The organism is Flavobacterium psychrotolerans (assembly GCF_003097635.1).
In the GTDB taxonomy this organism is placed as follows: Bacteria; Bacteroidota; Bacteroidia; order Flavobacteriales; family Flavobacteriaceae; genus Flavobacterium; species Flavobacterium psychrotolerans.
Genome location: NZ_QCZI01000008.1, coordinates 122583 through 149129, shown reverse-complemented (window position 1 = coordinate 149129; position 26547 = coordinate 122583). Strand labels below are relative to the sequence as shown.

Below are 26547 nucleotides of genomic sequence, written 5' to 3'. Positions count from 1 at the left end.
TCAAGATACTGAATTTCAGTATCTTGACCAATATCTAGCCAATATTTTCTACTTCAAATAATTACACCCAACGGGTTCTTTTACTTTTTTCAAACGCTTTCAACTTCAAAAATTGAAAGCGTTTTTGATTTTATATACTTGTCCGTTCGGCTCCCTATAATTTATTTGGATACTTTTAAAAAAAATCTAAAATATTTATATTAAAATCGATTTAGATCTTAAAGACATAAAATAATTAGCCATTAATGAGGACATTTCAATTTTTTAAACGTCATCGTAATCGACAACTAGAGTTGCAGATGTAGGGTGCGCTTGACAAGTAAGTACTAAACCTTGGGCAATTTCGCCATCGGTTAGGATAGAATTTTTTTTCATTTCTGCGGTTCCGGTAGTAATTCGCGCTAAACAACTGCTGCAAATTCCGCCTTGGCAAGAATAAGGGGCATCGATACCTTGTTTTAAAGCTGCCTCAAGGATGGTTTGTTTTTGAGACATTTCAAATGAAGTTTCGTCACCATCCACTAAAACCGTTATTTTTGTATGACCTTCCAGTGATTGCTCTATTTTATGTTCGCTGGCTGAAGCAGCAAATAGTTCAAATTTAATGGCCGACTCCTTGATGTTGTGTTCTTTTAAAACAGTCGAAACGGTGTTAATCATTTCTTCGGGACCGCACAAGTAGAATTTGTCAAATTGCAATTCTTTGTGTTTGTTGTTTAATACAAAATTTACGGTCGATTTGTCGATTCTGCCAAAGAGCTCATGCTCAACTTTAGTCTGACTGTACACAAAATGAACAAAAAAGCGTCCCACATATTTCAATTGCAAATCGTGTAATTCTTGGTGAAATAGTGTTTCTTGTGGCGTTTTGTTTCCAAAAACCAAGACGAAAGTACTTTTGGGTTCCCCCATTAAAACACTTTTAATAATGGACAAAACAGGAGTTATGCCGCTTCCTGCTGCAAAAGCCGCATAGCTTTTAATACGATTTGCCTCAGGTTCAAAAGTGAATTTCCCCTCAGGAGTGCCCACTTCCAGCGTATCGCCCGCTTTGAGTTTTGTATTTGCAAATTGCGAAAAGGCACCGTTTTTTACTGCTTTTATGGCAATTCGCAATTCCCCGCTTTCAGGAGAAGAACAAATAGAGTAGGCACGACGAATTTCTTTTCCGTCAAGAGTTAGTTTCAAATTAATGTATTGTCCCGCAATAAATCTATAAAAATCTTTAAATTCTAACGGAACATTGAACAGAACCGAAACCGCATCGGCTGTTTCGCGTCGAACTTCTTTTATGGTTAGTTTATAAAATGATGACATTGGATGTAGTTTTTTGCAAAGATAGTAAAGATAATTATTCTGATTTTGAGTTTCTTTATAATGAATGGATTTATTTGGCAGTGTAGGAAAAGATTTTATTATTTTGCTCTTTAGCTTGTATTAATTTAATACGATATAAACACAACAGATATACGTTATAAATACGATATACATACGTTATAAATATAAATTTATACTTATTTTTATATTTTCAATACAACTATTATGGCAACACAAAAAGGACTTGTTTTATTTGAGGGAACACTTGGAGGAATTAATTTTTATTACAGAAAAGGCAAGGCTGTAGCTCGAAAAGCGGGTGGCGGTTTTAACGGGAAAGCCATTAAAACGAAACCCAGCATGATTAGGGTTAGGGAAAACAACTCTGAATTTGGGCATTGTTCTCGCATTAAAAAGGAGATTCGGATGGCGCTATTTCCTTTTTTGATGTATTATAAAGAAGGGACTTTGCATGGTAGAATGATGCAATTGTTTCAAGGGATTAAGAATTGTGATGCAATTTCTGAAAGGGGGCAACGCACTGTTGGCAAAGGTATTAGTAGTCCAGAGGGGCACAAGCTTTTTAATGATTTTAAATTTACGCCGAAATGTTTTATAGCTAGTGTGGTACCGATGAAGGCAAGTTATAATCCTGTTTCCTGTGTGTATAGCGTTGCTGATTTTAATATAAATTTAGTGCGGTTTCCCAAAAGTGCCACGCATTTAGAATTGCAATTTGGGGTTTTGGGTACCGATTTTGAAAGCATTTACACTCTGTTTATGGCGCCTGTTTTAATATTTGAAAAAGGTATTGAAGTAGCTGATTTCACTATGACTCCCACTACTTTGCCGGATGTTGGATTGCACCGATTTGCTTTTGTTGGGGTTACTTTTTACCAAGAGCTTAATGGGATAAAATATGTGTTACGAGCGGATGGGAATATTGGTGTTGAGGTGGTGGAGGGCTAGGTTTTTATAAATCAAAAAACAGAAACAAAAATCACTGTTTTTTATTATGAATCAAACTAATGTGCATAAAGAAACATTGCTTTTTATGGGATAATTTAATTACTTTTGACGAATGTTGAAATAAAGTTTCAATTTCATTTTGTAAAAACAAATGACCAAAGAAAGCCAAATAGAACAAAGCTTTATTTCCAAGCTAACCGATTTAAAATACACTTATCGCTCTGATATTCGCGATAGATTTTCTCTTGAAAAAAACTTCCGTGATAAGTTTGAAGCACTAAACCGTGTGCGTTTAAGTAATTCTGAATTTGCACGTTTGAGAGATGAAATCATAAGTACTGATGTTTTTGCTGCTTCAAAAAAATTACGTGAGAAAAATTATTTTCAACGTGAAGATGGTACACCATTGCATTATACGCTTGTAAACATAAAAGATTGGTGCAAAAATGACTTTGAAGTTATCAATCAATTACGCATTAACACAGAAAATAGCAATCATCGTTATGATGTGGTTATTTTAATTAATGGGTTACCGATTGTTCAAATTGAATTAAAAGGTGTTGGCATTTCACCAAGACAAGCCATGCAACAAATTGTTGATTACAAAAATGATGCAGGAAATGGTTATACCAATTCACTGATGTGCTTTATACAATTGTTCATTGTAAGTAACCAATATAATACTTATTATTTTGCCAATAACAAAAATCAACACTTTCAGTTCAATGCTGATGAACAGTTTTTACCCGTTTATCAATTAGCCGACGAAAGCAATAAAAAAATCACCAATTTAGATTTATTTTCAGATAAGTTTTTGTCTAAATGTACCTTGGGCGAAATGATTAGCAAATATATGGTGCTTGTAGAAAGCGAACAAAAGCTTCTAGTAATGCGTCCTTATCAAATTTATGCTGTAAAAACGATTGTAGATTGTATTAGCCAAAATCGTGGTAATGGTTACATTTGGCATACAACCGGAAGTGGTAAAACCTTAACTTCATTTAAAGCATCAACATTACTAAAAGAAAACCCTGAAATTGAAAAATGCTTGTTTGTTGTAGATAGAAAAGACCTAGACCGACAAACACGCGAAGAATTCAATAAATTTCAAGAGGGAAGCGTTGAAGAGAACACCAATACCGAAAGTTTAGTAAGACGCCTATTGTCTTCTGATTATTCGGATAAAGTGATTGTTACTACTATTCAAAAATTAGGTTTAGCACTTGATGATACTAAAAACTATAAAGATCGATTAAAATACTTGAGAGACAGTCGCATGGTCATTATTTTTGACGAATGCCATCGTTCCCAATTTGGGGACAATCATAATGCTATCAAGGAATTCTTTCCAAAAGCGCAGTTGTTTGGCTTTACGGGCACACCTATTTTTTCTGAAAATTCCAATTACATTGTTAGAGAAAACGAAGAAGCGACTTATAAAACAACGGAATCTATTTTTGAAAAGCAATTGCATGCCTACACTATAACACATGCTATTGAAGACAGAAATGTGTTGCGATTCCATATTGATTATTTTAAAGGTAAAGGTGATGTAAACCCAAAACCAGGCGAAGCTATTGCGCAACAAGCGGTTGTAGATGCTATTATAGAAAAACATGATGCTGCAACTAACCACAGAAAATTTAATGCGGTTTTGGCAACATCTTCTATCAATAATGCCATTGAATATTTTCGTTTGTTTAAACTCGCTCAACAAAAAAAGAAACTAACGGATGATAATTATGTTCCATTAAACATTGCATGTGTTTTTTCTCCTCCTGCTCAATTTATGGCAAGAGATGGTGATCAAAAAAATGTGGAAGACATCAAACAATTGCAAGAAGATTTACCACAAGAAAAAATTGATAATCAAGTAAATCCTGAAGAAAAGAAAAAGGCGTTAATTGAAATTATTGATGATTACAATAAACAATTTGGTACCAATCATAACATAAACGAGTTTGATGGTTATTATCAAAATGTTCAAGCTCGTATTAAAGACCAAAAATACAGTAATCAGGATTATGCTCACAAAAATAAAATAGACATTACTATTGTAGTAGATATGTTGCTTACTGGTTTTGATTCTAAATTTTTGAATACCTTGTATGTGGACAAAAACTTGAAATACCACGGATTGATTCAAGCGTTTTCTCGTACCAATCGTGTATTGAACGACACCAAGCCTTATGGCAATATATTAGATTTCCGCTCACAACAAGAACAGGTTAACCGAGCTATTAAATTATTTTCTGGAGAAAAATCAGAAGACAAAGCTATCAAAATTTGGATGGTAGATGCCGCACCTTTGGTTATAGAGGATTATAAAAAAGCGGTGGAAGCTTTGGGTGCTTTTATGATAGAAAATAATTTAGCAAATGAACCACAGGATGTTTATAGCCTTAGAGGTGACAGTGCCAAAATTGCTTTTGTAAAAAACTTTAAAGAAGTACAACGACTTAAAACCCAATTAGACCAATATACCGATTTAGACGAAAAGCAAAAAGAAGTTATTGAAAGTATTTTACCAACCGACCGTTTGCAATCGTTTAAAAGTTCTTATTTAGAAACAGCAAAACAATTCAAAGCCATACAAGACAAAGAAGGCAACAATGCGCCAACTGACATACAGCAATTGGATTTTGAATTTGTCTTGTTTGCCTCTGCGGTGATTGATTATGACTACATCATGAATTTGGTGGCAGAAAATTTGCAGATGAAACCGTCTAAACAAAAAATGACTAAACAAGAAATCATTAGTTTGTTGAGTGCTACTGCCAATATGATGGAAGAACAGGAAGACTTGTCCGATTATATCAATAGTTTAGATTGGAACACAGGGCAAGATGTAAATAAATTACGCAAAGGGTATCAAACTTTTAAAGATGATAAAAACGATAAAATTATTTCTGAAATAGCACTCTCTCATGGTTTACAAACTAACGATTTAAAAGCATTTGTAAACAACATTATGAGCCGATTGATATTTGATGGTGAAAAACTAACCGATTTGTTAGAGCCTTTAGAACTCAACTGGAAAGAACGCAGCAAAAAAGAAGAAGATTTAATGAAAGATCTTATAGATAAAGTATTAAAAAAACAAGCCCAAGGGCGTGAAATATCTGGACTTTCTGCATATGAATAATCAAATAAATAAATTGATTCCTGAATTTCGTTTTCCTGAGTTTGTGAATGAAGGTGAATGGGTAGAGGATATAATTGAAAATATTGTAGCATCAGAGAGTTCAAGCGTTGCATTAAATAAACTTGAATTAAAAAATGAAGGTTTTCCTGTTTATGGTGCTGATAGTATAGTAGGTTACATTAATAATTATCAGCATGAAAATGAATACATTTCTATTGTTAAAGATGGTTCAGGTGTTGGTAGATTAAATCTGTGTGAAAGTAAATCAACTATATTAGGTACTTTGACTGCTTTAAAATCAAAAGACAATAAAAAGTATAATTTAAATTGGATTTACTATCTTTTAAATACAGTTGATTTAAAAACATATATCAAAGGGTCTGGCATACCTCACATATATTATTCTGACTATAAAAAAGAAAAAGTATTAGTTCCTAGAAAAACTACCGAACAAGAAAAAATTGCCCATTGTCTTTCTTCTTTAGATGAAGTAATGACTGCTCTTTCGGATAAACTAGAAAGCTTAAAAACCTACAAAAAAGGATTGATGCAAAATCTTTTTCCGCAAAAAGGAGAAAAAGTGCCGAAATTAAGGTACAAAGAATTTGAAAAGAATGGAGACTGGGAATTTTTAAATGGAAATGAACTCTTTGATACAATATCGAATAAAAATCATAATTCTAATTTACCAATTCTTGCAATTACTCAAGAACTAGGTGCAATTCCTCGAGATTTGATTAATTATAATGTTGTTGTAACTGAAAAAAGCGTAGAAAGCTATAAAGTTATAGATATTGGTGACTTTATTATTAGTTTGAGATCATTTCAAGGAGGTATTGAGTATTCAAATTATAAAGGAATTTGCAGTCCTGCCTATATCATACTGAGAAAGAAAAATGAATATTCTGAAAATGAATTTTATAAGCATTATTTTAAAACAGATTTATACATTAGAAATCTAAACAAGAATTTAGAAGGGCTCAGAGATGGAAAAATGGTTAGTTATAGTCAATTTTCTGAAATTAAAATACCTAATCCAAATCCAAAAGAACAACAAAAAATAGCAAATACAATTTCTTCATTAGATGAATTAATTAAAGAACAAGTTTATAAAATAGAACAATTAAAGTTGCATAAAAAAGGATTGATGCAAGGCTTGTTTCCTAAAGTGAAAAATTAAAATATGAGTACAATTACTGAAATAGCTCAAGAACTAAAGGATATAAAGGAAAAAATTATCTTGGTTTATGCCTTTAATGCTACTGGGAAAACCCGCTTATCTGTAGAATATAAAAATATAACCAAAAACCCTAATAATGGTCGTCATTCGGGTGTTTATTATAATGCATTTAGTGAGGATTTATTTGTTTGGGATAATGACGAACCACATAATAATGAAAACATAAAACTAGATATTATACCAAGTTCATTAAATCAATTTCATTCACTATTGCTTGATACCGATATATTAGAAGAAACATTATCGTTATATCAACCCAGATATAAATTCAAATTAAATCTTTATGAGGATGAAGACCGAGAAAAAGGTATTCATTCAATCAAATTTTATTTAAGTGACGAAAATACCAATCCTATAAAAATTTCTAGAGGTGAAGAAAGAATATTTATCTGGTGTTTTTTCGTTGCCTTATTTGAGACAGATTCTTGGGCAGGTATTCAGGATGCTCACTTTTTTATAGATGACCCTGTATCGAGTATGGATGATCATAATATTTTTTTAACAGCTGAATCAATCTCTAAGTTAATTGAAGATTCTTTTCCAAAAAAGAAAATAATTGTAACAACGCATCATATTGGATTATTCTCGATATTATATGATAGGCTTTGCAAAGGTGAAAAAAGTGATAAATACAAAAAAAACTCTAACTTTTTCATGCTAAAACGACAAGAAGAAGAATTAACTCTAAAGCCTTTTGGCAAAGAAGTTTTTCTATATCATTTGCATCTTCTTCAAGTTTTGTCAGAAGCAAAAAAAGAATTATTTACATTTCATTTTGTATTACTTAGGCAGTTATTGGAAACTATTGCTTCATTTTTTGGTACTAGCCAATTAAAGATTTTGCTTCGACAAATTGCTGTGGACGATCCGGAAAACACGATTTTAAAAATAAATTCTTTATCTCATAAGAATGTTTTTATACCTAAAGTAAGTGAGATGAATGAGGATGAAGCAAAGACTTTTAATGAAGTATTTGATAAACTTATCTCAAAATACAATTTCAAATTTTAATTGAGAAAATGACACAAAAAGAACAACAACAATTGGGTAAAACCCTTTGGGATATAGCAGACAACTTGCGTGGCGCGATGAATGCCGATGATTTTCGGGATTATATGCTATCGTTTCTTTTTCTTAGATACCTATCTTCCAATTATGAAGAATCTGCAAAGAAAGAATTAGGAAGAGATTATCCTGTTACCGATTCAAATATTATTTCTGAATTTGGAGTAATAACTCCGCTTCAATTGTGGTATGAAAATAATTTTGATGACATACCCGAGTTTGAAAAACAAATGCGAAGAAAAGTGCATTACGTAGTTAAACCTAATCATTTGTGGAGCAGTATTTCCGAAATGGCACGAACTCAAGATGATGAATTACTTCATACTTTAGAAGAAGGTTTTCGATATATAGAAAACGAATCGTTTGAAAGTGCTTTTCAAGGTTTGTTTTCGGAAATTAATTTGAATTCAGAGAAATTAGGAAAAACCTATACCGAAAGAAATAAAAAGCTTTGTGATATATTAAAAAAAATAGGGGAAGGTATCAAAGATTTCTCCACTGATTCCGATACTTTAGGCGATGCTTATGAATATTTAATAGGACAATTTGCAGCAGGCTCTGGTAAAAAAGCAGGAGAATTTTATACACCGCAACAAATATCTTCTATTCTATCAGAAATTGTTACTTTAGACAGTCAAGACCCAACCACTGGACCCAAAAACAAACTAGAAAAAGTATTGGATTTTGCAAGTGGCTCGGGTTCACTTTTATTGAATGTTAGAAAACGTATCAAAGAAAATGGCGGTAGCGTTGGCAAAATATACGGTCAAGAAAAAAATATAACAACCTATAACTTAGCTCGTATGAACATGCTGCTGCACGGCATGAAAGACACTGAGTTTGAAATATTTCACGGAGATACCTTATTCAATCAATGGGACGAATTAAACGAAATGAATCCTGCTAAGAAAATTGAGTTTGATGCCATTGTGGCAAATCCACCCTTTAGTTTGCGTTGGGAACCTAATGAAGCTATGGGAGAAGATTTCCGTTTCAAAAGTTATGGTTTAGCCCCAAAATCCGCAGCAGATTTTGCGTTTTTATTACACGGTTTTCATTTTTTAGGAAAAGAAGGTACAATGGCAATCATTTTGCCACACGGTGTATTATTTCGTGGTGGAGCTGAAGAAAGAATAAGAACCAAATTATTAAAAGATAATCATATAGATACCGTTATTGGCTTGCCTTCTAATTTGTTTTATTCTACTGGAATCCCTGTTTGTATATTAGTACTTAAAAAATGTAAAAAGCATGAAGATGTTTTGTTTATCAATGCAAGTGAGCATTTTGAAAAAGGTAAAAGGCAAAATGCATTAAGTGATGCCCATTTTGATAGAATTATATATACCTACAAATATAGAAACGAACTACCAAGATATTCTAAAAGAGTATCAATGGAAGAAATTGAAAAGCAAGGGTATAATTTGAATATTTCTCGATACGTAAACACTTCTGTTGATGAAGTAAAGATTGATTTACGAGAAGTGAATATAAAGCTTAATGATATCAATAATAAAATTAAAATAGCTACTGATAAACATAATGCATTTTTAAAGGAGTTGGGATTGCCGCAGGTATAAAATAGAAACACCCTTAAACAAAATTGGTCTCTTCATTTTAAAGTATTATCATGTATTACACCAACTAAATAATTATTATGACGCATTTGTTTTTAGCTTTTTTTATAAAGTTTAATTTAGTATAAAAAAACAAATTGTAACATTTTCTTATTTTTAGCAACTACTAACCAAAACAACATTCCACAACTATTATGGTTAAAAAATTCCTTATCCTCGAATGGAAATCTTTTACGAGGTCGGCCTCGTTTGCCGCTAATTTGGCCATAAAAATTTTGATGATTTTTGGTGCGGTTTATTTTGCGGTAGTTTTTGTGGCTTTGGGTTCTTCGGCCTATTATTTAATTAAGGAAAATGGGTATCCAAATCCGCTTTTGATTGTCAATAAGTATGTTTTTTATTGGTTTTTTGGGCATTTGTTTGTGCGTTATATGATGCAAACCATTCCAGTAATGAACATACGGCCTTTGATGGTTTTGCCCATAAAAAAATCGACCTTGGTGCATTTTATCTTAGGGAAAACGTCCATTTCGTTTTTCAATATTTTACATGCCTTTTTCTTCATTCCGTTTTCGATTGTTTTATTGCTTAACGGATATGACGTTTTGGGTGTAATCACTTGGCATTTGGGAATGATGGCGTTGGTTTTTGCCAGTAATTTTTTGAATGTATTGGCCAACAAACAAGATAAAATTTTGTTGCTTGCCGCTGCTGTTGTCATTGGTTTGATCGCTTCACAGTATTTTAAAGTTTTCGATATTACGAGTTATACCCAAGTCTTTTTTGATGCTTTATATGAAACTAAAATTATGGTGGTTGTGCCTATTTTGGTTTTGGCGGGGCTCTACTTTTTTGCCTATCGGTATTTTATAAACAACATGTATTTTGACGAAAAAATAGTCGCTAAACAAGAAACGGTTTCTGCTAAAGAATATGCTTGGCTTAACAAATACGGAACCTTAGGTGCTTTTTTAAAGAACGATATTAAATTAATCACTAGAAACAAAAGGTCTAAAAAAACAGTTTTAGCCGCTTTCTTTTTTCTTTTTTATGGATTGCTGTTTTTAAGGCAAGATATGCCTCATGCAGGAAATGTTATGCAAATATTTGCAGGAATTTTTGTTTCGGGCGGATTTTTGTTGAATTTCGGTCAGTTTGTCCCGAGTTGGGATAGCGGTCATTATAAATTATTGATGAGCCAAAACATCACTTACAAAGATTACCTCACTTCAAAATGGTGGTTGATGGTAATTGCTACCGTAATTTCGACGGTTTTAGCTTCCTTTTATTTGTATTTTGGATGGGAAACCTACATGGCCATTGTTGTTGGCGCCATTTATAATATTGGAGTCAATTCGCATTTGGTACTCTGGGGTGGCGCTTATGTAAAAACACCCATAGACTTAAATGCTGCCAATAATTCTTTTGGGAACAAACAAGGGTTTAATGTTCAAACGATGTTGCTTTCCATTCCCAAACTGTTGGTTCCTATAGGTCTTTTTGCTTTTGGGGATTATTTGTTTGCGCCAATTGCCGGATTTGCATTGGTGAGTTTAGCCGGAATTCTGGGCTTTGCTTTTAGAAATAAAGTGTTTGCCATTATTGCGAAAACCTACAAAACTGAAAAATACAAAACCATTGCTGCATACGCTCAAAACAATGCCTAAATTCATAAAGACCTTACACTGCAACGTCTCCACTTAAACTACAATAAATGATACAAGTTAACGACCTTTCAAAAACATATAACGGAACTACCGTTTTAAAAATAGCTCATTTAGAAATTCCCAAAGGACAAAGTTTCGGGTTAGTGGGCAATAACGGTGCGGGAAAAACCACTTTTTTTAGTTTATTATTGGATTTAATCCAGCCTTCTACCGGAAATATCAACAACAACGAAGTTCAAGTAGACACAAGCGAAAATTGGAAACCTTTTACCGCTTCTTTTCTGGACGAAAGTTTTCTAATTGGTTATTTAACTCCCGAAGAATATTTCTATTTCATTGGTGATTTGCGCGGACAAAATAAGGCCGATGTTGATGCGCTGTTATTGAAACACGAAGAATTTTTTAATGGCGAAATCTTAAAAAACAAAAAGTATTTGCGCGATTTGTCTAAGGGAAACCAAAAGAAAGTGGGAATTATCGCCACTTTAATTGGAAATCCGGAAGTGATAATTCTTGATGAACCCTTTGCTAATCTTGACCCCACAACGGTAAACCGATTGAAAATAATTATCAAAGAATTGGCCGAAAATCCTACTGTTACCGTTTTGGTTTCCAGTCATGATTTGCTTCATACCGTTGAGGTTTGCAACCGAATTGTGGCTTTAAACAAAGGTGAGGTGGTAAAGGACATTCAAACATCTGCCGAAACCTTGAAGGAATTAGAAGCCTTTTTTGCAGTTTAAAAGTGTTTGAAAGAAACGCTTTCGAGTATTGATTTTGAAATTCGAAAGTAAAATTACCCTCAATAAAAGTCTTCTGTATTTATGATTTTCACCATAAAATCCCCAATAAATTGGTGGAAATGGAGTTCGATGATTTTAAAAACACCTGTGTTATCTTTCGCTTTATCAAAAAGAAACGTATTTTTACCAGTCATTATACTAAATTTGCGTTTTAAAAGTTTTAAGAATAAAACCGTTTTACATTGAAAACTACGTCACTAAAATATATTTCAACATTGGGAGTAATCCTTTTTTTGATTGCCTGTTCCACTAAAAAAAACACTTTTTTGTCTAGAAATTCTCATGCGCTGAGCACAGAATATAATATTCTTTACAATGGAGGCATCGCTTTAAATAAAGGAATTGTTGATTTGAAGGAGCAATACAAGGACAATTTCTGGGAGCGATTGCCCATAGAAAGGATGCAAATTAACAAAGAGGTGCTTCTTCCTGGTCAAACAGCGCCTAATCCCAATTTTGATCGTGCGGAAACCAAGTCCATCAAAGCGATACAAAAGCATTCCATGAATATTGGAGGTTCTGAAAAGAATCCGCAAATGGATGAAGCCCATTTAATGTTAGGGAAAGCACGGTATTATGACCAACGATTTGTTCCTGCCTTAGAAGCCTTCAATTATATTTTATACAAATATCCCAACAGCGATAAAATTTATGAGGCCAAAATTTGGAGAGAAAAAACCAATATCCGTATGGATAACGATGCCTTGGCGGTTACCAATTTGAGAAAATTATTAAAGGAAATCAAATTCAAAGACCAAATTTTTTCCGATGCCAATGCCATTCTATCGCAGGCTTTTTTGAATTTGGAACAAAAAGACAGTGCCATTGCCAAACTAAAATTGGCCAAAGAATTTACCAAACAAAATGAAGAGAAGGCGCGATACAATTTTATTTTGGGTCAGTTATACGAGGAGTTAGGGTATAAAGACAGTGCCTTTGCATCGTATCAAACCATAATTGATATGAAAAGAAAGGCGGCCAGACAATATGTAATTCAGGCTCATGCCAAGCAAGCGCAACAATTTGATTTTGAAAAAGGCGATACCACGGCTTTTTTAGATAAATTCAACCATTTGCTTAAAGATAGGGAAAACAGACCTTATCTTGATGTTTTGAACCATCAAATAGCACTGTTTTATGACAAAGGAAAGAAGCCGGAATTGGCCAAAAAATACTACAATATATCTTTAAAAACAAAATCACAAGACCCATATCTTGTTGCTTCCAACTATAGAAATCTAGCCGACATTTATTTTTATAAAGCGAAATATGCAACTGCAGGAAAATATTATGACAGTACGCTGGTGCAACTCAACGCAAGATCCCGTGAATTTAAAGCGATTAAAAAGAAACGAGAAAACTTAGTTGATGTTATACATTATGAGGGAATTGCCACAAGAAATGATAGCATTATAAAAGTATATTCTTTGTCGGATCAGGACAGAATCAGTTATTATGAGAAATATATTTTGGCGTTAAAAAAAGAGGACGAAGCCAAAAAATTATTGCAAGAAAAAGAAGTAATACAAACTTCTAGTCAAGTGGGGCTTGACAGCGATGACGATGTGGCTCCAGTTGATTCGAAAGGGAAATCGATGACGAGGGAACCTGTGGAGTCAAGAAAAAATTCTCTTATGCCACCTTCAGAAATCAATGTAAGTCAAAGCAATTTTTATTTTTACAATCCTACAACTGTCGCTTTTGGTAAAAATGAATTCAGAAAAATTTGGGGGGATCGATCATTTAAAGACAATTGGAGAATTTCTTCGGCAAAAATAGTCGCAGATGCAAACAACATTGGAGTTGATGCTGTTGCTGAGGAATCAGAAAAATCAAAACAAGATAAACCGGATCCAAGATACAGCGTAGATTATTATATAAAGCAGCTTCCAAAATCACTAACTGAGATCGACAGTATTGTAAAAGAACGGAATTTTGCGTACTACCAATTGGGCGTTATTTATAAGGAAAAATTCAAAGAATATAAATTAGCCGCAGCTAAGTTTGAACAGCTTTTAGAGAACAAGCCAGAGGAACGATTAGTGCTTCCAACGATGTATAATTTGTACAAAATATATCAAATTATAGATAAAGACAAAGCATGGGTTATGAAAGATAAAATCATCAGTCAATATCCGGATTCCCGCTATGCCCAAATTTTAGGAAATTCCAATTCGACGAATGCCTCATTGATTGAAACTCCGGAAGAAAGTTATTATAAATTATATAAATTATTCAAGGCGGGCGACTACAGAACCGTTTTAACGAATTTAGGAATTGCCATTGATCAATTTACCGGAGATGAAATAATTCCGAAGTTCGAATTGTTAAAAGCCATAACTATTGGAAAAATAAATGGTTTGGAGGAATTTAAAAAGGCATTAAATTTTGTGGCATTGAATTATCCAAATGATGAAGAAGGTAAACAGGCCGAGGACTTATTGAAAAATAATGTTCCCAAATTGGAAAGTCTGAAATTATACGGTGCTAAGCCATTAAGTTGGAAAATCCTTTATAAAGCGGGAAGTCCAGAAGACAAAAAGACCATTGTGCTTCAAGATAAAATCAAGAAATTTTTTGCCGATAGAAATTTTGCCAAAATAACAATGTCTTATGACGTTTATACGATGGATAAAAATTTTATTGTCATTCACGGAATGAATACTGAAGAATATGCCAATGGGATTGCATCGATTTTGAGAGAAATTAAAGAATACAAAATTCCGGATACGGCCTACATTATTTCTAGTGACAATTATAAAATTGTACAAATCAAGAAAAATTTCGAAGAGTATTTAACAACGAAACCAACTAAGCCACTAGAAGGGCCAGCTGTCAATCCAGGAATTCCGGTAAATACTACAGAAAAAATAGTTACTCCGGCACCACATAAATCAGCCAAAGATGCATCTTTAGAAGAGGATGACCCTGAAGTTAGTCCTGTTGCACCACCAAGTGACATTTCAATGCCACCTCAAGAATTACCGGCTGCTCCACAAGAAATAAAGAAAAAATAATGTTTGATAAAAAGCCAAAATCATACACGGATCTTTTAGGAAAAACCAATAGAATAGTGGAGGGAACAACCATAAATGGTGATATAGTTTCCCCAGCTGATTTTAGATTGGACGGACATCTTGTTGGTAATTTTCAATCTAAAGGAAAAATCGTGATTGGTCCTGCCGGAAGCGTAAAAGGAGATATTGTTTGCAAAAATGCAGATATTGAAGGTAAGTTTGCCGGTAAAATTCAAGTCACGGAAATTTTGAATATAAAATCAAAAGCCAGTATTCATGGTGAAGTAATTTGTGGAAAACTATCTGTTGAACCGGGAGCCGATTTTAGTGCTTCCTGTGTGATGAAACCGAATGTAAAAACCCCAACTGCAAATGACGGACTACAAAGACCCGAAGAAAAGAACTAATAATAAGTGGTTAGCACTTATCAATATTCCGATACAGATGGGTGCAATTGTTTTTGCTTTTGCCTATTTAGGAAATTGGCTTGATGAAAAGTATCCAAATCCCCATCACATCTACGTCAAGATTTTAACGTTGTTGGGAGTCGCACTTGCATTTTACAACATCAACAGACAGCTCAAAGACATCAATAAATCCTCTGAAGAATAATGAATCTAAACAAATACCGTCCCATTCTCGAGTTATTTATGATTTCGATTGTGGCGTATCTGGCACACAAATTGTTTTTTTATTTTAAAGAAGGCAATCCCGATTTTCAAAATTTTCATTATCCCATAGAAACTATTTATGCGTTTTTCTTCCTTTGCTCTGCGGTTATCCTTTTTATTTTGATTCAAGTAAATACTAAGAATATTGATAATGTGGGGCACAGCTTTCTTTTGATAACTTGTGTTAAGATGGCAATCTCTTATGCTTTTTTATTGCCCATCTTACATTCTGGGAAACCAAATATAGCAATTGAAAAAATTAATTTTTTTGTTATTTTCGTGTTGTTTTTGACAATAGAAACATTGGTAACGATAAGAATGTTAAATAATAAACAGTAAATCGCTTATAAAACGGCAATTCCATCAAAAAAAATATTTTAAGTTCTTGGAATATTAAGAAAAGATGTACCTTTGCACCAAATTTCAGAAAATAAAAATTAAGATATTTAAAAGATATGGTGATTTCAAACAAACCACTTAGATTTATAATAGCAACTTTAGTAGCATGTCTTCCATTATTTGGTTTTGCAAACGCTACGCAAGACTCTTTAAAAGTTCCAACTGAAACCATTGCCGTTGTTCAAGAATCTGCTCCAAAAGCAGAAGATGAAAAATCGGAGATTAAAGAAAAAATAAAAGAGGTAATCAATCACCACGTTTTGGACGGACACGAATTTTCGCTTTTTTCGGATGAAGAAACAGGCGCTCATTACGGATTTCCATTACCAATTATCCTTTGGGATAACGGAGTTCAATTTTTCTCTTCTTCAAAATTCAACCATGGGGAATCGGTTGCCGAATCTAACGGGAATTTCTACAAATTACACCACGAAAAAATATACAAAACGGATGCTGCCGGAACTTTAACCGAAGAACATGGACATCCAACAAATGCAAAACCTATAGATTTGTCAATCACAAAAGGGGTATTGACCATAATGGTTGTGGCTTTATTGATGTTTTTATTATTTTCAAGCTTGGCTAAATCCTATGCTAAAAACAGAGGAATTTCTTCTGGTTTTGGGAGACTTTTCGAACCAATCGTATTGTACATTCGTGACGAGATTGCGATTCCAAACATTGGTGAAAAACACTATAAAAAATACATGAGTTATTTATTGACCATCTTTTTCTTTGTATGGTTTTTAAACATCTTCGGATTGACGCCACTTGGGATTAATGTAACAGGGAACATTGCCATTACTTTCGGATTGGCAGTAATTACTTTTTTCATTACAAACCTTACAGCGAATAAAAATTATTGGGGACACATTTTCTGGATGCCGGGAGTGCCTACGCCAATGAAAATTATTTTGGCGCCAATCGAACTTTTAGGAGTATTCATTAAACCATTTGCCTTAATGATACGTTTGTATGCAAATATTTTTGCGGGACATATTGTATTAATGAGTTTGATTGGATTAATATTTATCTTCAAAAGTTGGTTAGGCAGTAGCTTGTCATTTTTATTGTCATTTGCTATTTCAACAATCGAAATTTTGGTTGCTTTATTGCAAGCCTACATTTTCACGATGTTATCGGCTCTATATTTCGGATCGGCAGTAGAAGAGCATCATCATGAAGAGGCTCATTAGTAAGCCAAACGTCAAAAGTCGAAAGTCATACATTTGACATTAAGACATAACAGAGAATGTTTAATTTTTAATACATATTTTTATGGAAATTCCTAAAATCGTTGGAGCAGGATTAGTAGTTATTGGAGCTGGAATTGGTATTGGTAGAATCGGTGGTTCTGCAATGGATGCAATTGCACGTCAACCAGAAGCTACTGGAAAAATTCAAACAGCTATGCTTATTGCAGCTGCGCTTATTGAAGGTATTGGATTTGCTGCTTTATTCGCAGTATAATTCTTCAAAACAAAAAGCCGCAACGGTTGGTTGTGGCTTTTGTTTAAAAAATTAAATTAAAAGAGTATAATTTAGATATATAATATGGAAAAGTTAGTAAGTGATTTTTCGTTTGGTTTATTTATTTGGCAAACCATAATTTTCGTAGGATTGATTTTCTTATTGAAAAAATTTGCTTGGAAACCCATTTTGGATGCCGTAAACGAAAGAGAAGAAGGAATAAAAAACGCATTACTTTCTGCTGAAAATGCGAAAAAAGAAATGCAAAACCTTCAAGCAGATAACCAACGTATTTTGCATGAAGCAAGAACAGAGCGTGATGCGATGTTAAAAGATGCTCGTGAAATAAAAGAGAAAATGGTTTCAGATGCTAAAAATGAAGCTCAAAATCAAGGACTGAAAATGATCGAACAGGCCAAAGCTGCAATTGAAAGCGAAAAAAATGCCGCAATGGCTGAATTGAAATTGCAAGTTTCATCGTTGTCTCTTGAAATTGCCGAAAAATTATTGAAAGACGAATTGTCTAACAAAGAAGCTCAAACTAAATTAGTTGAGAAAATGTTAGGTGACGCTAAATTAAACTAATTATGGCAAGTACAAGAGCAGCAATTCGTTACGCAAAAGCAATTCTGGACATAGCAGACTCTAAAAAGGTTGCCGATAAAGTGAGTGGCGACATGACTTTAATCGCATCTACAATAAAAAGTAATGCCGAATTACATGCTTTTATTCAAAGTCCAACTATTAAGGTTGAAGTAAAAGAAAATGCGCTTTTAGAGGTTTTTGCAAATGCAAATGCAGTAACAAAAAGTCTTTTTCATTTATTGTTTGAAAATAAAAGATTTGAAATTCTTGAAGCCATTGCTTTAGAATACAATAGATTATCTGACGAGATGAATGGTGTTGAAGTTGCCAAAGTGACTACAGCTATTCCAATGGACGCCGCTTTAGAAGCTAAAGTTTTAGCTAAAATTGGTACGTTTTCAGATAAAAAAATCACCATTGAAAATATCGTAGATGCTTCAATTATTGGAGGGTTTATTCTAAAAATAGGCGACAAGCAATACAATGCTTCAGTTGCTAACAGATTACAAGTTTTAAAAAGAGAATTAAGTAACTAGTTATTTATAAATAATTATGGCGGATATTAAACCTGCTGAAATTTCAGCAATATTAAAAAAACAAGTTGAAGGTTTTGAATCGGGTGCTACATTGGAAGAAGTAGGATCGGTACTTAACGTTGGAGATGGTATTGCTCGTGTTTACGGGTTATCTAATGTTCAATACGGTGAGTTAGTTGAATTTGAAAACGGTTTGGAAGGAATCGTTTTGAATCTTGAAGAAGACAATGTTGGGGTGGTGCTTTTAGGACCATCAACAGGAATCAAAGAAGGTTCAACTGCAAAAAGAACACAACGTATTGCCTCTTTAAAAACAGGTGAAGGAATGGTGGGTCGTGTAGTAAACACTCTTGGTTTTCCTATCGACGGAAAAGGACCAATTGGTGGTGAATTATTCGAAATGCCTTTAGAAAGAAAAGCTCCTGGAGTTATCTTCCGTCAGCCAGTAACTGAGCCATTACAAACGGGAGTAAAAGCAGTTGATGCTATGATCCCAGTTGGTCGTGGACAACGTGAGTTGGTTATTGGTGACCGTCAAACAGGTAAATCAACTGTTTGTATTGATACCATTTTGAATCAAAAAGAATTTTATGACGCAGGGAAACCGGTATTTTGTATCTACGTTGCAATTGGGCAAAAAGCGTCAACTGTAGCAGGAATCGCAAAAATGTTAGAAGAAAAAGGCGCAATGGCTTATACCATTATTGTTGCTGCAAATGCTTCTGATCCAGCTCCAATGCAAGTTTATGCTCCTTTCGCTGGTGCTGCAATTGGAGAATATTTTAGAGATTCAGGTCGTCCAGCTTTAATTGTTTATGATGATTTATCTAAACAAGCGGTGGCGTATCGTGAGGTTTCTCTTTTATTAAGAAGACCACCGGGACGCGAGGCATATCCTGGAGACGTTTTCTACTTACACTCTCGTTTGTTAGAAAGAGCTTGTAAAGTAATTGCCGATGACGGAATTGCAAAAAACATGAATGATTTACCAGATTCTTTAAAAGGAATCGTAAAAGGTGGTGGTTCATTAACAGCTTTGCCAATTATCGAAACACAAGCGGGTGACGTTTCTGCCTATATCCCAACAAACGTAATTTCGATTACTGACGGACAGATTTTCCTTGATGGAGATTTGTTTAACTCAGGAGTTCGTCCAGCGATTAACGTAGGTATTTCTGTGTCTCGTGTAGGAGGAAATGCTCAAATTAAATCGATGAAAAAAGTAGCAGGTACTTTAAAATTAGATCAAGCACAATTCCGTGAATTGGAAGCGTTTGCAAAATTTGGTTCTGACTTAGATGCAGTTACCTTAAACGTAATTGAAAAAGGTAGAAGAAACGTTGAAATCTTGAAACAAGGTTTGAACTCACCTTATACAGTTGAAGATCAGGTTGCTATTATTTACGCTGGGTCTAAAAACTTATTGCGAAGCGTTCCTGTAAATAAAGTGAAAGAATTTGAGAAAGATTTCTTGGAATACTTAAACAACAAACACAGAGACACGCTAAATGCCTTGAAAGCAGGGAAATTAGATGAAAATATTACTGATGTTATTGAAAACGTAGCAAAAGAAATTTCAGCAAAATATAACTAAAATTAGTCGAAAGTTGTAAAGTCCAAAGTCTTAAAGTCAGTTAATCGGCTTTTAAAGACTTTTGACTTTATGACATTACGACTTTAGACTATTGTAAAAATGGCAAATTTAAAGGAAATCCGTAATAGAATTACTTCCGTTTCATCTACGATGCAAATCACATCGGCAATGAAAATGGTTTCTGCAGCAAAACTGAAGAAAGCACAAGATGCAATTACAGCCATGCGCCCTTATGCCGAAAAACTAACGGAATTATTACAAAATCTTTCGTCAACATTAGATAGTGATGTTGGTGGGGATTTTACGACGCAACGGGAAATTAAAAAAGTATTGGTTGTTGCCATAACTTCCAATAGGGGGTTGTGTGGAGCGTTTAATTCTAACGTAATTAAGGAAGTTAAAATGCGTGCCGATTATTACGCAGGAAAACAAGTGGATGTTTTTGCCATTGGTAAAAAAGGAAACGATATTCTAAGCAAAACGCTTTCGGTTGTGGACAATCAAAGCGCTATTTTTGATCATTTGTCTTTTGACAATGTGGCTAAAATTGCGGAAATATTGACTGAAAAATTTGTTTCAGGTGAATACGACAAAATCGAACTGGTTTACAATCAATTTAAAAACGCCGCGACTCAAATCATTCAAGTAGAACAATTTTTACCATTAGCGCCAATTGTTTCAGATAAAGCAGCTTCGACAGGAGATTATATTTTTGAACCAGCTAAGGAAGAAATCTTGTTGACCTTGATTCCAAAATCATTACGAACACAATTGTATAAAGGGATTAGAGATTCATTTGCCTCAGAACACGGAGCGCGTATGACGGCTATGCATAAAGCAACTGACAACGCAACCGAATTAAGAGACCAATTGAAATTGACCTATAACAAAGCGCGTCAGGCATCTATCACTAATGAAATCCTTGAAATCGTTGGTGGTGCGGAAGCGTTGAACGGATAAGAAAAAACGAAGTTTTTTCAAATGTTCAAATTGTGCAGCGTTGAACGGATAAGAAAAAACGAAGTTTTTTCAAATGTTCAAATTGTGAAGCGTTGAATGAATAAAATTCAATATAAAATATATTTAAGAGCTGACATCTGTCGGCTCTTTTTTTAACTTAAAAAAATGAAATAATCGCGAACGATTAGAGCATCAATTTGAGGTGAAAACCAAAGAAATGGTTATTTTTGTTAAATACAAATCACAGCATTTTGAGTTTATATAAAAATCTTTTCAAACAAACGGTCATTTATGGGCTGGCAACAGTTTTGCCGAGAATGTTCAGTTTTTTATTGGTACCGCTTTACACGAATCTGTTGCCAAAAGCAGAATATGGAAAGGTATCTATCATTTTTGCTTGGATGATATTTTTCAATGTGATCCTTGCCTACGGAATGGAAACCGCCTTTTTCAGGTTTTATAATAACGAAACCAATAAAAAAACTGTAGTAGAAACAACAACGGTCTCTATTTTCTGGTCCACCGTTTTGTTTCTTATTTTGGCTTTATTAAATAATAAAACGTTAGGCAGTTGGTCTGGGATTGATTCACAATACATTATTTATACCATTTGGATATTGGCGCTCGACGCCTTAGTCATTGTTCCGTTTTCCAAACTCAGAGCCTATCAAAAGCCTATGGTTTATGCTCTAATTAAAATTGGGAACGTGGCGGTAAATCTTAGTTTGAGTGTTTTTCTTTTGCTTTTTTTGCCCCAAATAGCCGCATCCAATCCCAATAGTTTTATAAGCTCGCTGTATGTCGAGAATTTCCAGATTGGTTATATTTTTATCGCCAATATCGTCTCCAGTTTTCTGACATTCTTGATACTTTCTCCCAACTACTTTCATTTAAATTGGAGTTTCGATTTCCAATTGTGGAAAAGGATGATGTATTACGGACTGCCAATTATGGTTGCGGGAATAGCGTTTGCGGTTAACGAACAGTTCGATAAAATCCTTTTAGGGAAATTATTACCTGCTACTATTGCCGAAGCCGAAGTGGGTATATATTCCGCCTGCTATAAACTGGGCTTATTCATGGTTTTATACCGAACGGCCTATACTCTAGGAATCGAACCCTTCTTCTTTAGCCATGCTTCAAACGAGAATGCGCCACAAACCTACGCCACCGTTACCAAATATTTTGTCATTTTTGGATCCTTTATTTTATTGGCAGTAATCGTTTTTGCCGATGTTTTCAAATATCTTATGATTCGGGATTCCTCCTATTGGGAAGCGATGAAAGTGGTTCCGCTAATAATTCTTGCGAATTTTTTTCTGGGAATTTACACCAATCTTTCCGTTTGGTACAAGCTTATTGACAAGACATACATTGGCGCCTATATTTCGATAGTAGGCGCCATCGTTACCCTAGTGCTCAATTTTTTGCTCATTCCCACCATGAGTTACTACGGCTCGGCAATTGCTACCATTGCAGCCTACGGAAGCATGATGTTTATTTCCTACTATTTCGGAAACAAGTATTACCCCATTCCTTACGACATGAAAAAAATTGGAGGTTATCTACTATTGTCCATTGGATTTTCGACCCTTTCCTTTTACGGTTTTAGAGAAAATTATTATATTGGAATCTCCTTATTAATCCTATTTTTGTACTTCATTTATCACAATGAAAAAGAGACTTTAAACCGAATTATAAAACGTAAACCAAACTAGGAGCTATTTCCTGCTATCCGTTGCAATCTTTCCCTTTTTAAAGAAAAAAGGAAAAGGATTTCCACTGTTATCAGGGCTAAAAAACCAAAACTAAATACCCAAGACCTGAATAATGACTATAAAAATAATCAATAAATCGCAACACGTCTTGCCCAACTATGAAACCATAGCCTCGGCAGGAATGGATTTGCGTGCCAATTTAACCGAAGCCATAACCCTGAATCCCTTAGAAAGAGCCATCGTGAAAACGGGACTTTTCATCGAATTACCTATTGGTTATGAAGCTCAAGTACGCCCTAGAAGCGGATTGGCTGCTAAAAAAGGAATTACCGTGCTCAATTCTCCCGGAACCGTTGATGCCGATTATCGAGGTGAAATAGGCGTTATTTTAGTTAATTTGTCTAACGAAACCTTCATTGTCGAAAATGGCGAACGCATTGCCCAACTCGTCATTGCTAAACACGAACGCGCGGAATGGATTGAAGTGCAGGAATTGTCTGAAACATCACGTGGAGAAGGCGGTTTTGGGAGTACGGGAGTGAAGTAAAATTTAATAATTCAAAGATTGAAAGATTTAAAAATTTGCGACGAATTTTTAAATCTTTCAATTATTTAATCTTTCAATATAAAAAAAATGAAAATAATAGTACCCATGGCTGGACGTGGATCCAGATTAAGACCACACACATTAACAGTTCCTAAACCATTAATCCCAATTGCAGGGAAACCCATCGTGCACCGATTAGTCGAGGATATTGCAGGGGTTTTGAATCAAGAAATTGAAGAAATTGCCTTTGTTATTCACGAAAGTTTTGGCAAGAAAGTCGAAGAAGAATTAATTGCTATCGCTCAAAAATTAGGGGCTAAAGGGACGATTTATTATCAAAACGAAGCCCTTGGAACGGGTCATGCCATTATGTGTGCCAAAGATTCTTTGAGCGGACCAGCCGTTATTGCTTACGCCGATACTTTAATTCGTGCCGATTTTGATTTAGATGCAACTGCCGATAGCGTTATTTGGGTAAAACAGGTAGATCAACCGGAAGCTTTTGGGGTGATCAACTTAAATGAAGCGAATGAAATAATTGAACTAGTTGAAAAGCCGGCAACATTTGTTTCGGACCTTGCCGTTATTGGAATTTACTATTTTAAAGATGTTGCCGTTTTAAAAAATGAACTGCAATTAGTGCTGGATAATAATATTATTCACGGTGGAGAATATCAAATTAATGACGGAATAAAGCAAATGATGGCAAAAGGTATGGTTTTTGTACCGGGTAAAGTGGACGAATGGATGGATTGCGGAAATAAAAATGTGACAGTCGAAACCAACTCGAGATTATTAGGATTTTTACACGAAGATGGTCAAGATCTAGTTTCAAGTTCCGTGGTTTCCAGTAACTCAACGATTATCCAGCCTTGTTTTATTGGCGAAGATGTCATATTGATTAATTCAACAGTTGGGCCAAACGTGTCTTTAGGAAATGGTTGTCATGTGAAAGACAGTACGGTCATCAACAGTTTGATTCAAAATCATTCCCATATTAAAAATGCCAAACTGGACAACGCAATGATAGGAAGTCATGCCAGTTTCGATGGGAATTTCACGAGTATTAGCATCGGCGATTATTCAGTATTAGAATAAAGAGCTTATAATTAGGATGAAAAAAATTGCTTTAGTATTGATTTTACTTGGAATAGTTTGTATTCCAGATTCGCTTTTGGCACAATCCGAGCCGGACGACATTGCTTTAGCCAATGATGAATTTCAGAATTCGTTTTACGAATCATTGTTGCAAAAAGGGATTGAAAATTATGACAAAGCCATTACGGCATTAGAAAAATGTCAAAAATTGCAGCCTAACAATGGAACCGTTTATTTTGAAATGGGCAAAAATTATCTGGCTCAAAAAGACTACTTAAAAGCGTATGATTTTTTTGAAAAGGCTACTCAAATCGACCCGAAAAACAAATGGTTTTGGGTAGGAATGTACGATGTGTGTTATGAAACCAAAAATTTTACCCAAGCCATTGTGATTGTGACCAAACTCGTAGAATTTAAAAAAGAATACAAAGAAGATTTGGTTTCTCTTTATATGAATACCCAGCAATTTGACAAGGCTTTAGAACTCATTAATGAACTGAATGACACTGTTGGAAAATCCGATCTGAGAGATACTTATAAGTCACAAATTTTGCGAGATTCTAAATATCAAAGTGCAGAGAAAGCCAATCTGCTGGATCAAATCAAAAAATACCCCAAAGAAGAGTCCAATTATATTGCATTGATTTTTTTGTATTCAGAAAGCAATCAAGATGAAAAAGCACAAGAGATAGCTAAAAAACTTGAAACTGAAATCCCAACGTCTGGATGGGCTCAAGTGAGTTTGTTTAAGTTTTATTTGAATAATAATGACGGCAACAATGCAGTGAAAGCAATGAATTTGGTTTTGACCAGCATGAAAATAGACAACAAAATCAAACATCGATTGCTGAATGAGTTTTTGATTTTTATCCAAGACAAACCTCAATTTGATGTCGATTTAGAAAAGGCAATTTCTTATTTTGACAACGATAAGGAGGTTAAAGTAGCCAAAGAAATCGGGAAGTTTTATCACAATAAAAAAAATTGGGATAAAGCCATTCAGTATTATGAAATACATTTGAAAAGTAACCCTGAGGATATGGAAACCCAATTGCTATTACTGGACATGTATATTGAAAAACAACAATTCGACATTTTAGCCAAGAAAGCAGAAAACATGATAGAGGTTTTTCCCTTACAACCCCAATTCTATTATTTAGCCGGATTGGCGAACAACCAATTAAAGAATTTCAAAAAAGCAACGGTTATTCTTGAAACAGGATTGGATTATTTAGTTGACGACGGTGCATTAGAAATCAATTTCAACATTCAATTAGGAGAGGCCTACAGTGGTTTGGGAGATGTGAATAAGAAAGAAAGTTATTTTTCTAAAGCCGAAAAATTATTAAAACAGAAGAAATAATGAACAAATATTGTAGATTAGTAATGTTTACTCTTATGGTTAGCACCAGTTTGTTGACTTTCGTGTCCTGTAAGTCCAAAGCCCTATTTGTGGCAGGAAGTGAAAGCAAGCCATTGACATCAGATAAAATAATAGAAAATCATTACAATACTAAAAGAGATTTTTCTACGCTATACATAAAGTCGAGCGCACATTATGAAGACGGAAAACAGTCTCAAAATGTGACTGCCGAAATAAAAATTAAGAAGGACGAAATGATTTTAATAAGCATTCGTTTTTTGGGAATTACGGTGGCAAAAGCCTTGATAACACCTAATGAAGTGAAATATTACGAAAAAATTGGCGGCAAGTATCTCGACGGCAATTATTCTGCTTTAAGCCAATGGTTGGGAACCGATCTGGATTTTCAAAAAGTCCAAAATATGCTCGTAGGTCAGGCTTTGGATAATTTAAAAGATACTAAATATACTACAACAATAGTAGATAAATTGTATCGACTTGAAAACAATGCGGATGCCAATACCATAAAAACGTATTTTTTTCAAGCGGATAATTTTTTGATAAAAAAAGAGGAAATCACTCAAAAAAAACAAGAACGGATGGTGCAGATTACTTATCCAAGTCATTCCGAATTTGATAAAATGGTCTTGCCTACGGGCTTTAATATAGATGCCTTTCAAAAAGGAGGGAAAACAAATATTAATATCGATTATAATACGGTAACTTTCAACGAGGAACTTTCGTTTCCTTATAGTGTTCCAGAAGGGTATGAGAGAATTTTTATTAATTAGCTTTGCACAAATTAA

Annotated in this window: 23 protein-coding genes; 22 read left to right on the top strand and 1 reads right to left on the bottom strand. The window is 34.2% G+C overall.

Annotated features, from left to right (window positions below):
• Positions 1–264 precede the first annotated feature (264 nt).
• Positions 265–1317 carry a ferredoxin--NADP reductase gene (locus tag DB895_RS08130; RefSeq protein ID WP_116724861.1) on the bottom strand — a complete coding sequence of 351 codons (1053 nt, stop codon included), beginning with the start codon at positions 1315–1317 and terminating at the stop codon, positions 265–267.
• A gap of 225 nt (positions 1318–1542) precedes the next feature.
• On the opposite strand from DB895_RS08130, the gene DB895_RS08125 reads away from it, so the two are divergent.
• From DB895_RS08125 to DB895_RS08020, 22 genes are all read left to right on the top strand, one after another.
• Entirely contained in the window at positions 1543–2286 is a 744-nt protein-coding gene (locus DB895_RS08125) for a hypothetical protein (protein ID WP_116724860.1), read from the top strand.
• Between the two features lie 151 nt (positions 2287–2437).
• A complete protein-coding gene (locus tag DB895_RS08120; protein ID WP_116724859.1) occupies positions 2438–5431 on the top strand; it encodes a type I restriction endonuclease subunit R in 2994 nt (997 codons plus the stop codon).
• Positions 5424–6611 (top strand): restriction endonuclease subunit S, encoded by a 1188-nt coding sequence (locus DB895_RS08115; RefSeq protein WP_116724858.1) that lies wholly within the window; start codon positions 5424–5426, stop codon positions 6609–6611. Before DB895_RS08120 ends, DB895_RS08115 begins: the two co-directional genes overlap by 8 nt.
• Before the next feature lie 3 nt (positions 6612–6614).
• Positions 6615–7682 (top strand): AAA family ATPase, encoded by a 1068-nt coding sequence (locus DB895_RS08110; protein WP_116724857.1) that lies wholly within the window; start codon positions 6615–6617, stop codon positions 7680–7682.
• Between the two features lie 8 nt (positions 7683–7690).
• The gene (locus DB895_RS08105; protein WP_116724856.1) at positions 7691–9316 is read left to right on the top strand and encodes a type I restriction-modification system subunit M; all 1626 of its coding nucleotides are present in this window, start codon (positions 7691–7693) and stop codon (positions 9314–9316) included.
• Positions 9317–9507: 191 nt separating this feature from the next.
• Positions 9508–10980, top strand: a complete 1473-nt coding sequence (locus DB895_RS08100; protein WP_116724855.1) for a DUF5687 family protein — start codon at positions 9508–9510, stop codon at positions 10978–10980.
• A 47-nt stretch (positions 10981–11027) separates the two neighbouring features.
• A complete protein-coding gene (locus DB895_RS08095) occupies positions 11028–11723 on the top strand; it encodes an ABC transporter ATP-binding protein (protein WP_116724854.1) in 696 nt (231 codons plus the stop codon).
• 242 nt (positions 11724–11965) lie between these two features.
• Positions 11966–14800 carry a type IX secretion system periplasmic lipoprotein PorW/SprE gene (gene porW / locus DB895_RS08090; RefSeq protein WP_243694645.1) on the top strand — a complete coding sequence of 945 codons (2835 nt, stop codon included), beginning with the start codon at positions 11966–11968 and terminating at the stop codon, positions 14798–14800.
• Complete coding sequence (locus DB895_RS08085; protein WP_116724853.1) at positions 14800–15207, top strand: bactofilin family protein; 408 nt, start codon at positions 14800–14802, stop codon at positions 15205–15207. The genes porW and DB895_RS08085 overlap by 1 nt, the downstream gene beginning before the upstream one ends.
• Complete coding sequence (locus DB895_RS08080; RefSeq protein ID WP_116724852.1) at positions 15173–15412, top strand: AtpZ/AtpI family protein; 240 nt, start codon at positions 15173–15175, stop codon at positions 15410–15412. Before DB895_RS08085 ends, DB895_RS08080 begins: the two co-directional genes overlap by 35 nt.
• Complete coding sequence (locus tag DB895_RS08075; RefSeq protein ID WP_116724851.1) at positions 15412–15810, top strand: hypothetical protein; 399 nt, start codon at positions 15412–15414, stop codon at positions 15808–15810. Before DB895_RS08080 ends, DB895_RS08075 begins: the two co-directional genes overlap by 1 nt.
• A 116-nt stretch (positions 15811–15926) precedes the next feature.
• A complete protein-coding gene (atpB, locus tag DB895_RS08070) occupies positions 15927–17066 on the top strand; it encodes a F0F1 ATP synthase subunit A (protein WP_116724850.1) in 1140 nt (379 codons plus the stop codon).
• An 82-nt stretch (positions 17067–17148) separates the two neighbouring features.
• On the top strand, positions 17149–17340 hold the full coding sequence (gene atpE / locus DB895_RS08065; RefSeq protein ID WP_073367797.1) for an ATP synthase F0 subunit C: 192 nt from the start codon (positions 17149–17151) through the stop codon (positions 17338–17340).
• 84 nt (positions 17341–17424) lie between these two features.
• Entirely contained in the window at positions 17425–17925 is a 501-nt protein-coding gene (locus tag DB895_RS08060) for a F0F1 ATP synthase subunit B (RefSeq protein ID WP_116724849.1), read from the top strand.
• A 2-nt stretch (positions 17926–17927) separates the two neighbouring features.
• Positions 17928–18461 carry an ATP synthase F1 subunit delta gene (gene atpH / locus DB895_RS08055; protein WP_116724848.1) on the top strand — a complete coding sequence of 178 codons (534 nt, stop codon included), beginning with the start codon at positions 17928–17930 and terminating at the stop codon, positions 18459–18461.
• A 16-nt stretch (positions 18462–18477) separates the two neighbouring features.
• On the top strand, positions 18478–20055 hold the full coding sequence (atpA, locus tag DB895_RS08050) for a F0F1 ATP synthase subunit alpha (protein WP_116724847.1): 1578 nt from the start codon (positions 18478–18480) through the stop codon (positions 20053–20055).
• A gap of 99 nt (positions 20056–20154) precedes the next feature.
• Positions 20155–21015, top strand: a complete 861-nt coding sequence (atpG, locus tag DB895_RS08045) for an ATP synthase F1 subunit gamma (protein ID WP_116724846.1) — start codon at positions 20155–20157, stop codon at positions 21013–21015.
• Positions 21016–21266: 251 nt separating this feature from the next.
• On the top strand, positions 21267–22733 hold the full coding sequence (locus DB895_RS08040; RefSeq protein WP_116724871.1) for a lipopolysaccharide biosynthesis protein: 1467 nt from the start codon (positions 21267–21269) through the stop codon (positions 22731–22733).
• 112 nt (positions 22734–22845) lie between these two features.
• Positions 22846–23280 carry a dUTP diphosphatase gene (gene dut, locus DB895_RS08035; RefSeq protein ID WP_116724845.1) on the top strand — a complete coding sequence of 145 codons (435 nt, stop codon included), beginning with the start codon at positions 22846–22848 and terminating at the stop codon, positions 23278–23280.
• An 87-nt stretch (positions 23281–23367) separates the two neighbouring features.
• Positions 23368–24378 carry a sugar nucleotidyltransferase gene (locus DB895_RS08030; RefSeq protein ID WP_116724844.1) on the top strand — a complete coding sequence of 337 codons (1011 nt, stop codon included), beginning with the start codon at positions 23368–23370 and terminating at the stop codon, positions 24376–24378.
• A 16-nt stretch (positions 24379–24394) separates the two neighbouring features.
• Positions 24395–25741, top strand: coding sequence for a tetratricopeptide repeat protein (locus tag DB895_RS08025; protein ID WP_116724843.1), 1347 nt, complete (start codon positions 24395–24397; stop codon positions 25739–25741).
• Complete coding sequence (locus tag DB895_RS08020) at positions 25741–26532, top strand: DUF4292 domain-containing protein (protein ID WP_116724842.1); 792 nt, start codon at positions 25741–25743, stop codon at positions 26530–26532. Before DB895_RS08025 ends, DB895_RS08020 begins: the two co-directional genes overlap by 1 nt.
• The last annotated feature ends 15 nt before the right edge of the window (positions 26533–26547 follow it).

Bases quoted from the DNA above. Each gene is read 5' to 3' on its own strand.
- DB895_RS08120 (WP_116724859.1), top strand. From the start codon at position 2,438: ATGACCAAAGAAAGCCAAATAGAACAAAGCTTTATTTCCAAGCTAACC.
- atpB (WP_116724850.1), top strand. From the start codon at position 15,927: ATGGTGATTTCAAACAAACCACTTAGATTTATAATAGCAACTTTAGTA.
- atpA (WP_116724847.1), top strand. From the start codon at position 18,478: ATGGCGGATATTAAACCTGCTGAAATTTCAGCAATATTAAAAAAACAA.
- DB895_RS08075 (WP_116724851.1), top strand. From the start codon at position 15,412: ATGAATCTAAACAAATACCGTCCCATTCTCGAGTTATTTATGATTTCG.
- atpH (WP_116724848.1), top strand. From the start codon at position 17,928: ATGGCAAGTACAAGAGCAGCAATTCGTTACGCAAAAGCAATTCTGGAC.
- DB895_RS08115 (WP_116724858.1), top strand. From the start codon at position 5,424: ATGAATAATCAAATAAATAAATTGATTCCTGAATTTCGTTTTCCTGAG.
- DB895_RS08060 (WP_116724849.1), top strand. From the start codon at position 17,425: ATGGAAAAGTTAGTAAGTGATTTTTCGTTTGGTTTATTTATTTGGCAA.
- atpE (WP_073367797.1), top strand. From the start codon at position 17,149: ATGGAAATTCCTAAAATCGTTGGAGCAGGATTAGTAGTTATTGGAGCT.
- dut (WP_116724845.1), top strand. From the start codon at position 22,846: ATGACTATAAAAATAATCAATAAATCGCAACACGTCTTGCCCAACTAT.
- DB895_RS08125 (WP_116724860.1), top strand. From the start codon at position 1,543: ATGGCAACACAAAAAGGACTTGTTTTATTTGAGGGAACACTTGGAGGA.
- DB895_RS08105 (WP_116724856.1), top strand. From the start codon at position 7,691: ATGACACAAAAAGAACAACAACAATTGGGTAAAACCCTTTGGGATATA.
- DB895_RS08080 (WP_116724852.1), top strand. From the start codon at position 15,173: ATGACGGACTACAAAGACCCGAAGAAAAGAACTAATAATAAGTGGTTA.
- DB895_RS08095 (WP_116724854.1), top strand. From the start codon at position 11,028: ATGATACAAGTTAACGACCTTTCAAAAACATATAACGGAACTACCGTT.
- DB895_RS08110 (WP_116724857.1), top strand. From the start codon at position 6,615: ATGAGTACAATTACTGAAATAGCTCAAGAACTAAAGGATATAAAGGAA.
- DB895_RS08030 (WP_116724844.1), top strand. From the start codon at position 23,368: ATGAAAATAATAGTACCCATGGCTGGACGTGGATCCAGATTAAGACCA.
- DB895_RS08130 (WP_116724861.1), bottom strand. From the start codon at position 1,317: ATGTCATCATTTTATAAACTAACCATAAAAGAAGTTCGACGCGAAACA.
- atpG (WP_116724846.1), top strand. From the start codon at position 20,155: ATGGCAAATTTAAAGGAAATCCGTAATAGAATTACTTCCGTTTCATCT.
- DB895_RS08020 (WP_116724842.1), top strand. From the start codon at position 25,741: ATGAACAAATATTGTAGATTAGTAATGTTTACTCTTATGGTTAGCACC.
- DB895_RS08025 (WP_116724843.1), top strand. From the start codon at position 24,395: ATGAAAAAAATTGCTTTAGTATTGATTTTACTTGGAATAGTTTGTATT.
- DB895_RS08085 (WP_116724853.1), top strand. From the start codon at position 14,800: ATGTTTGATAAAAAGCCAAAATCATACACGGATCTTTTAGGAAAAACC.
- DB895_RS08100 (WP_116724855.1), top strand. From the start codon at position 9,508: ATGGTTAAAAAATTCCTTATCCTCGAATGGAAATCTTTTACGAGGTCG.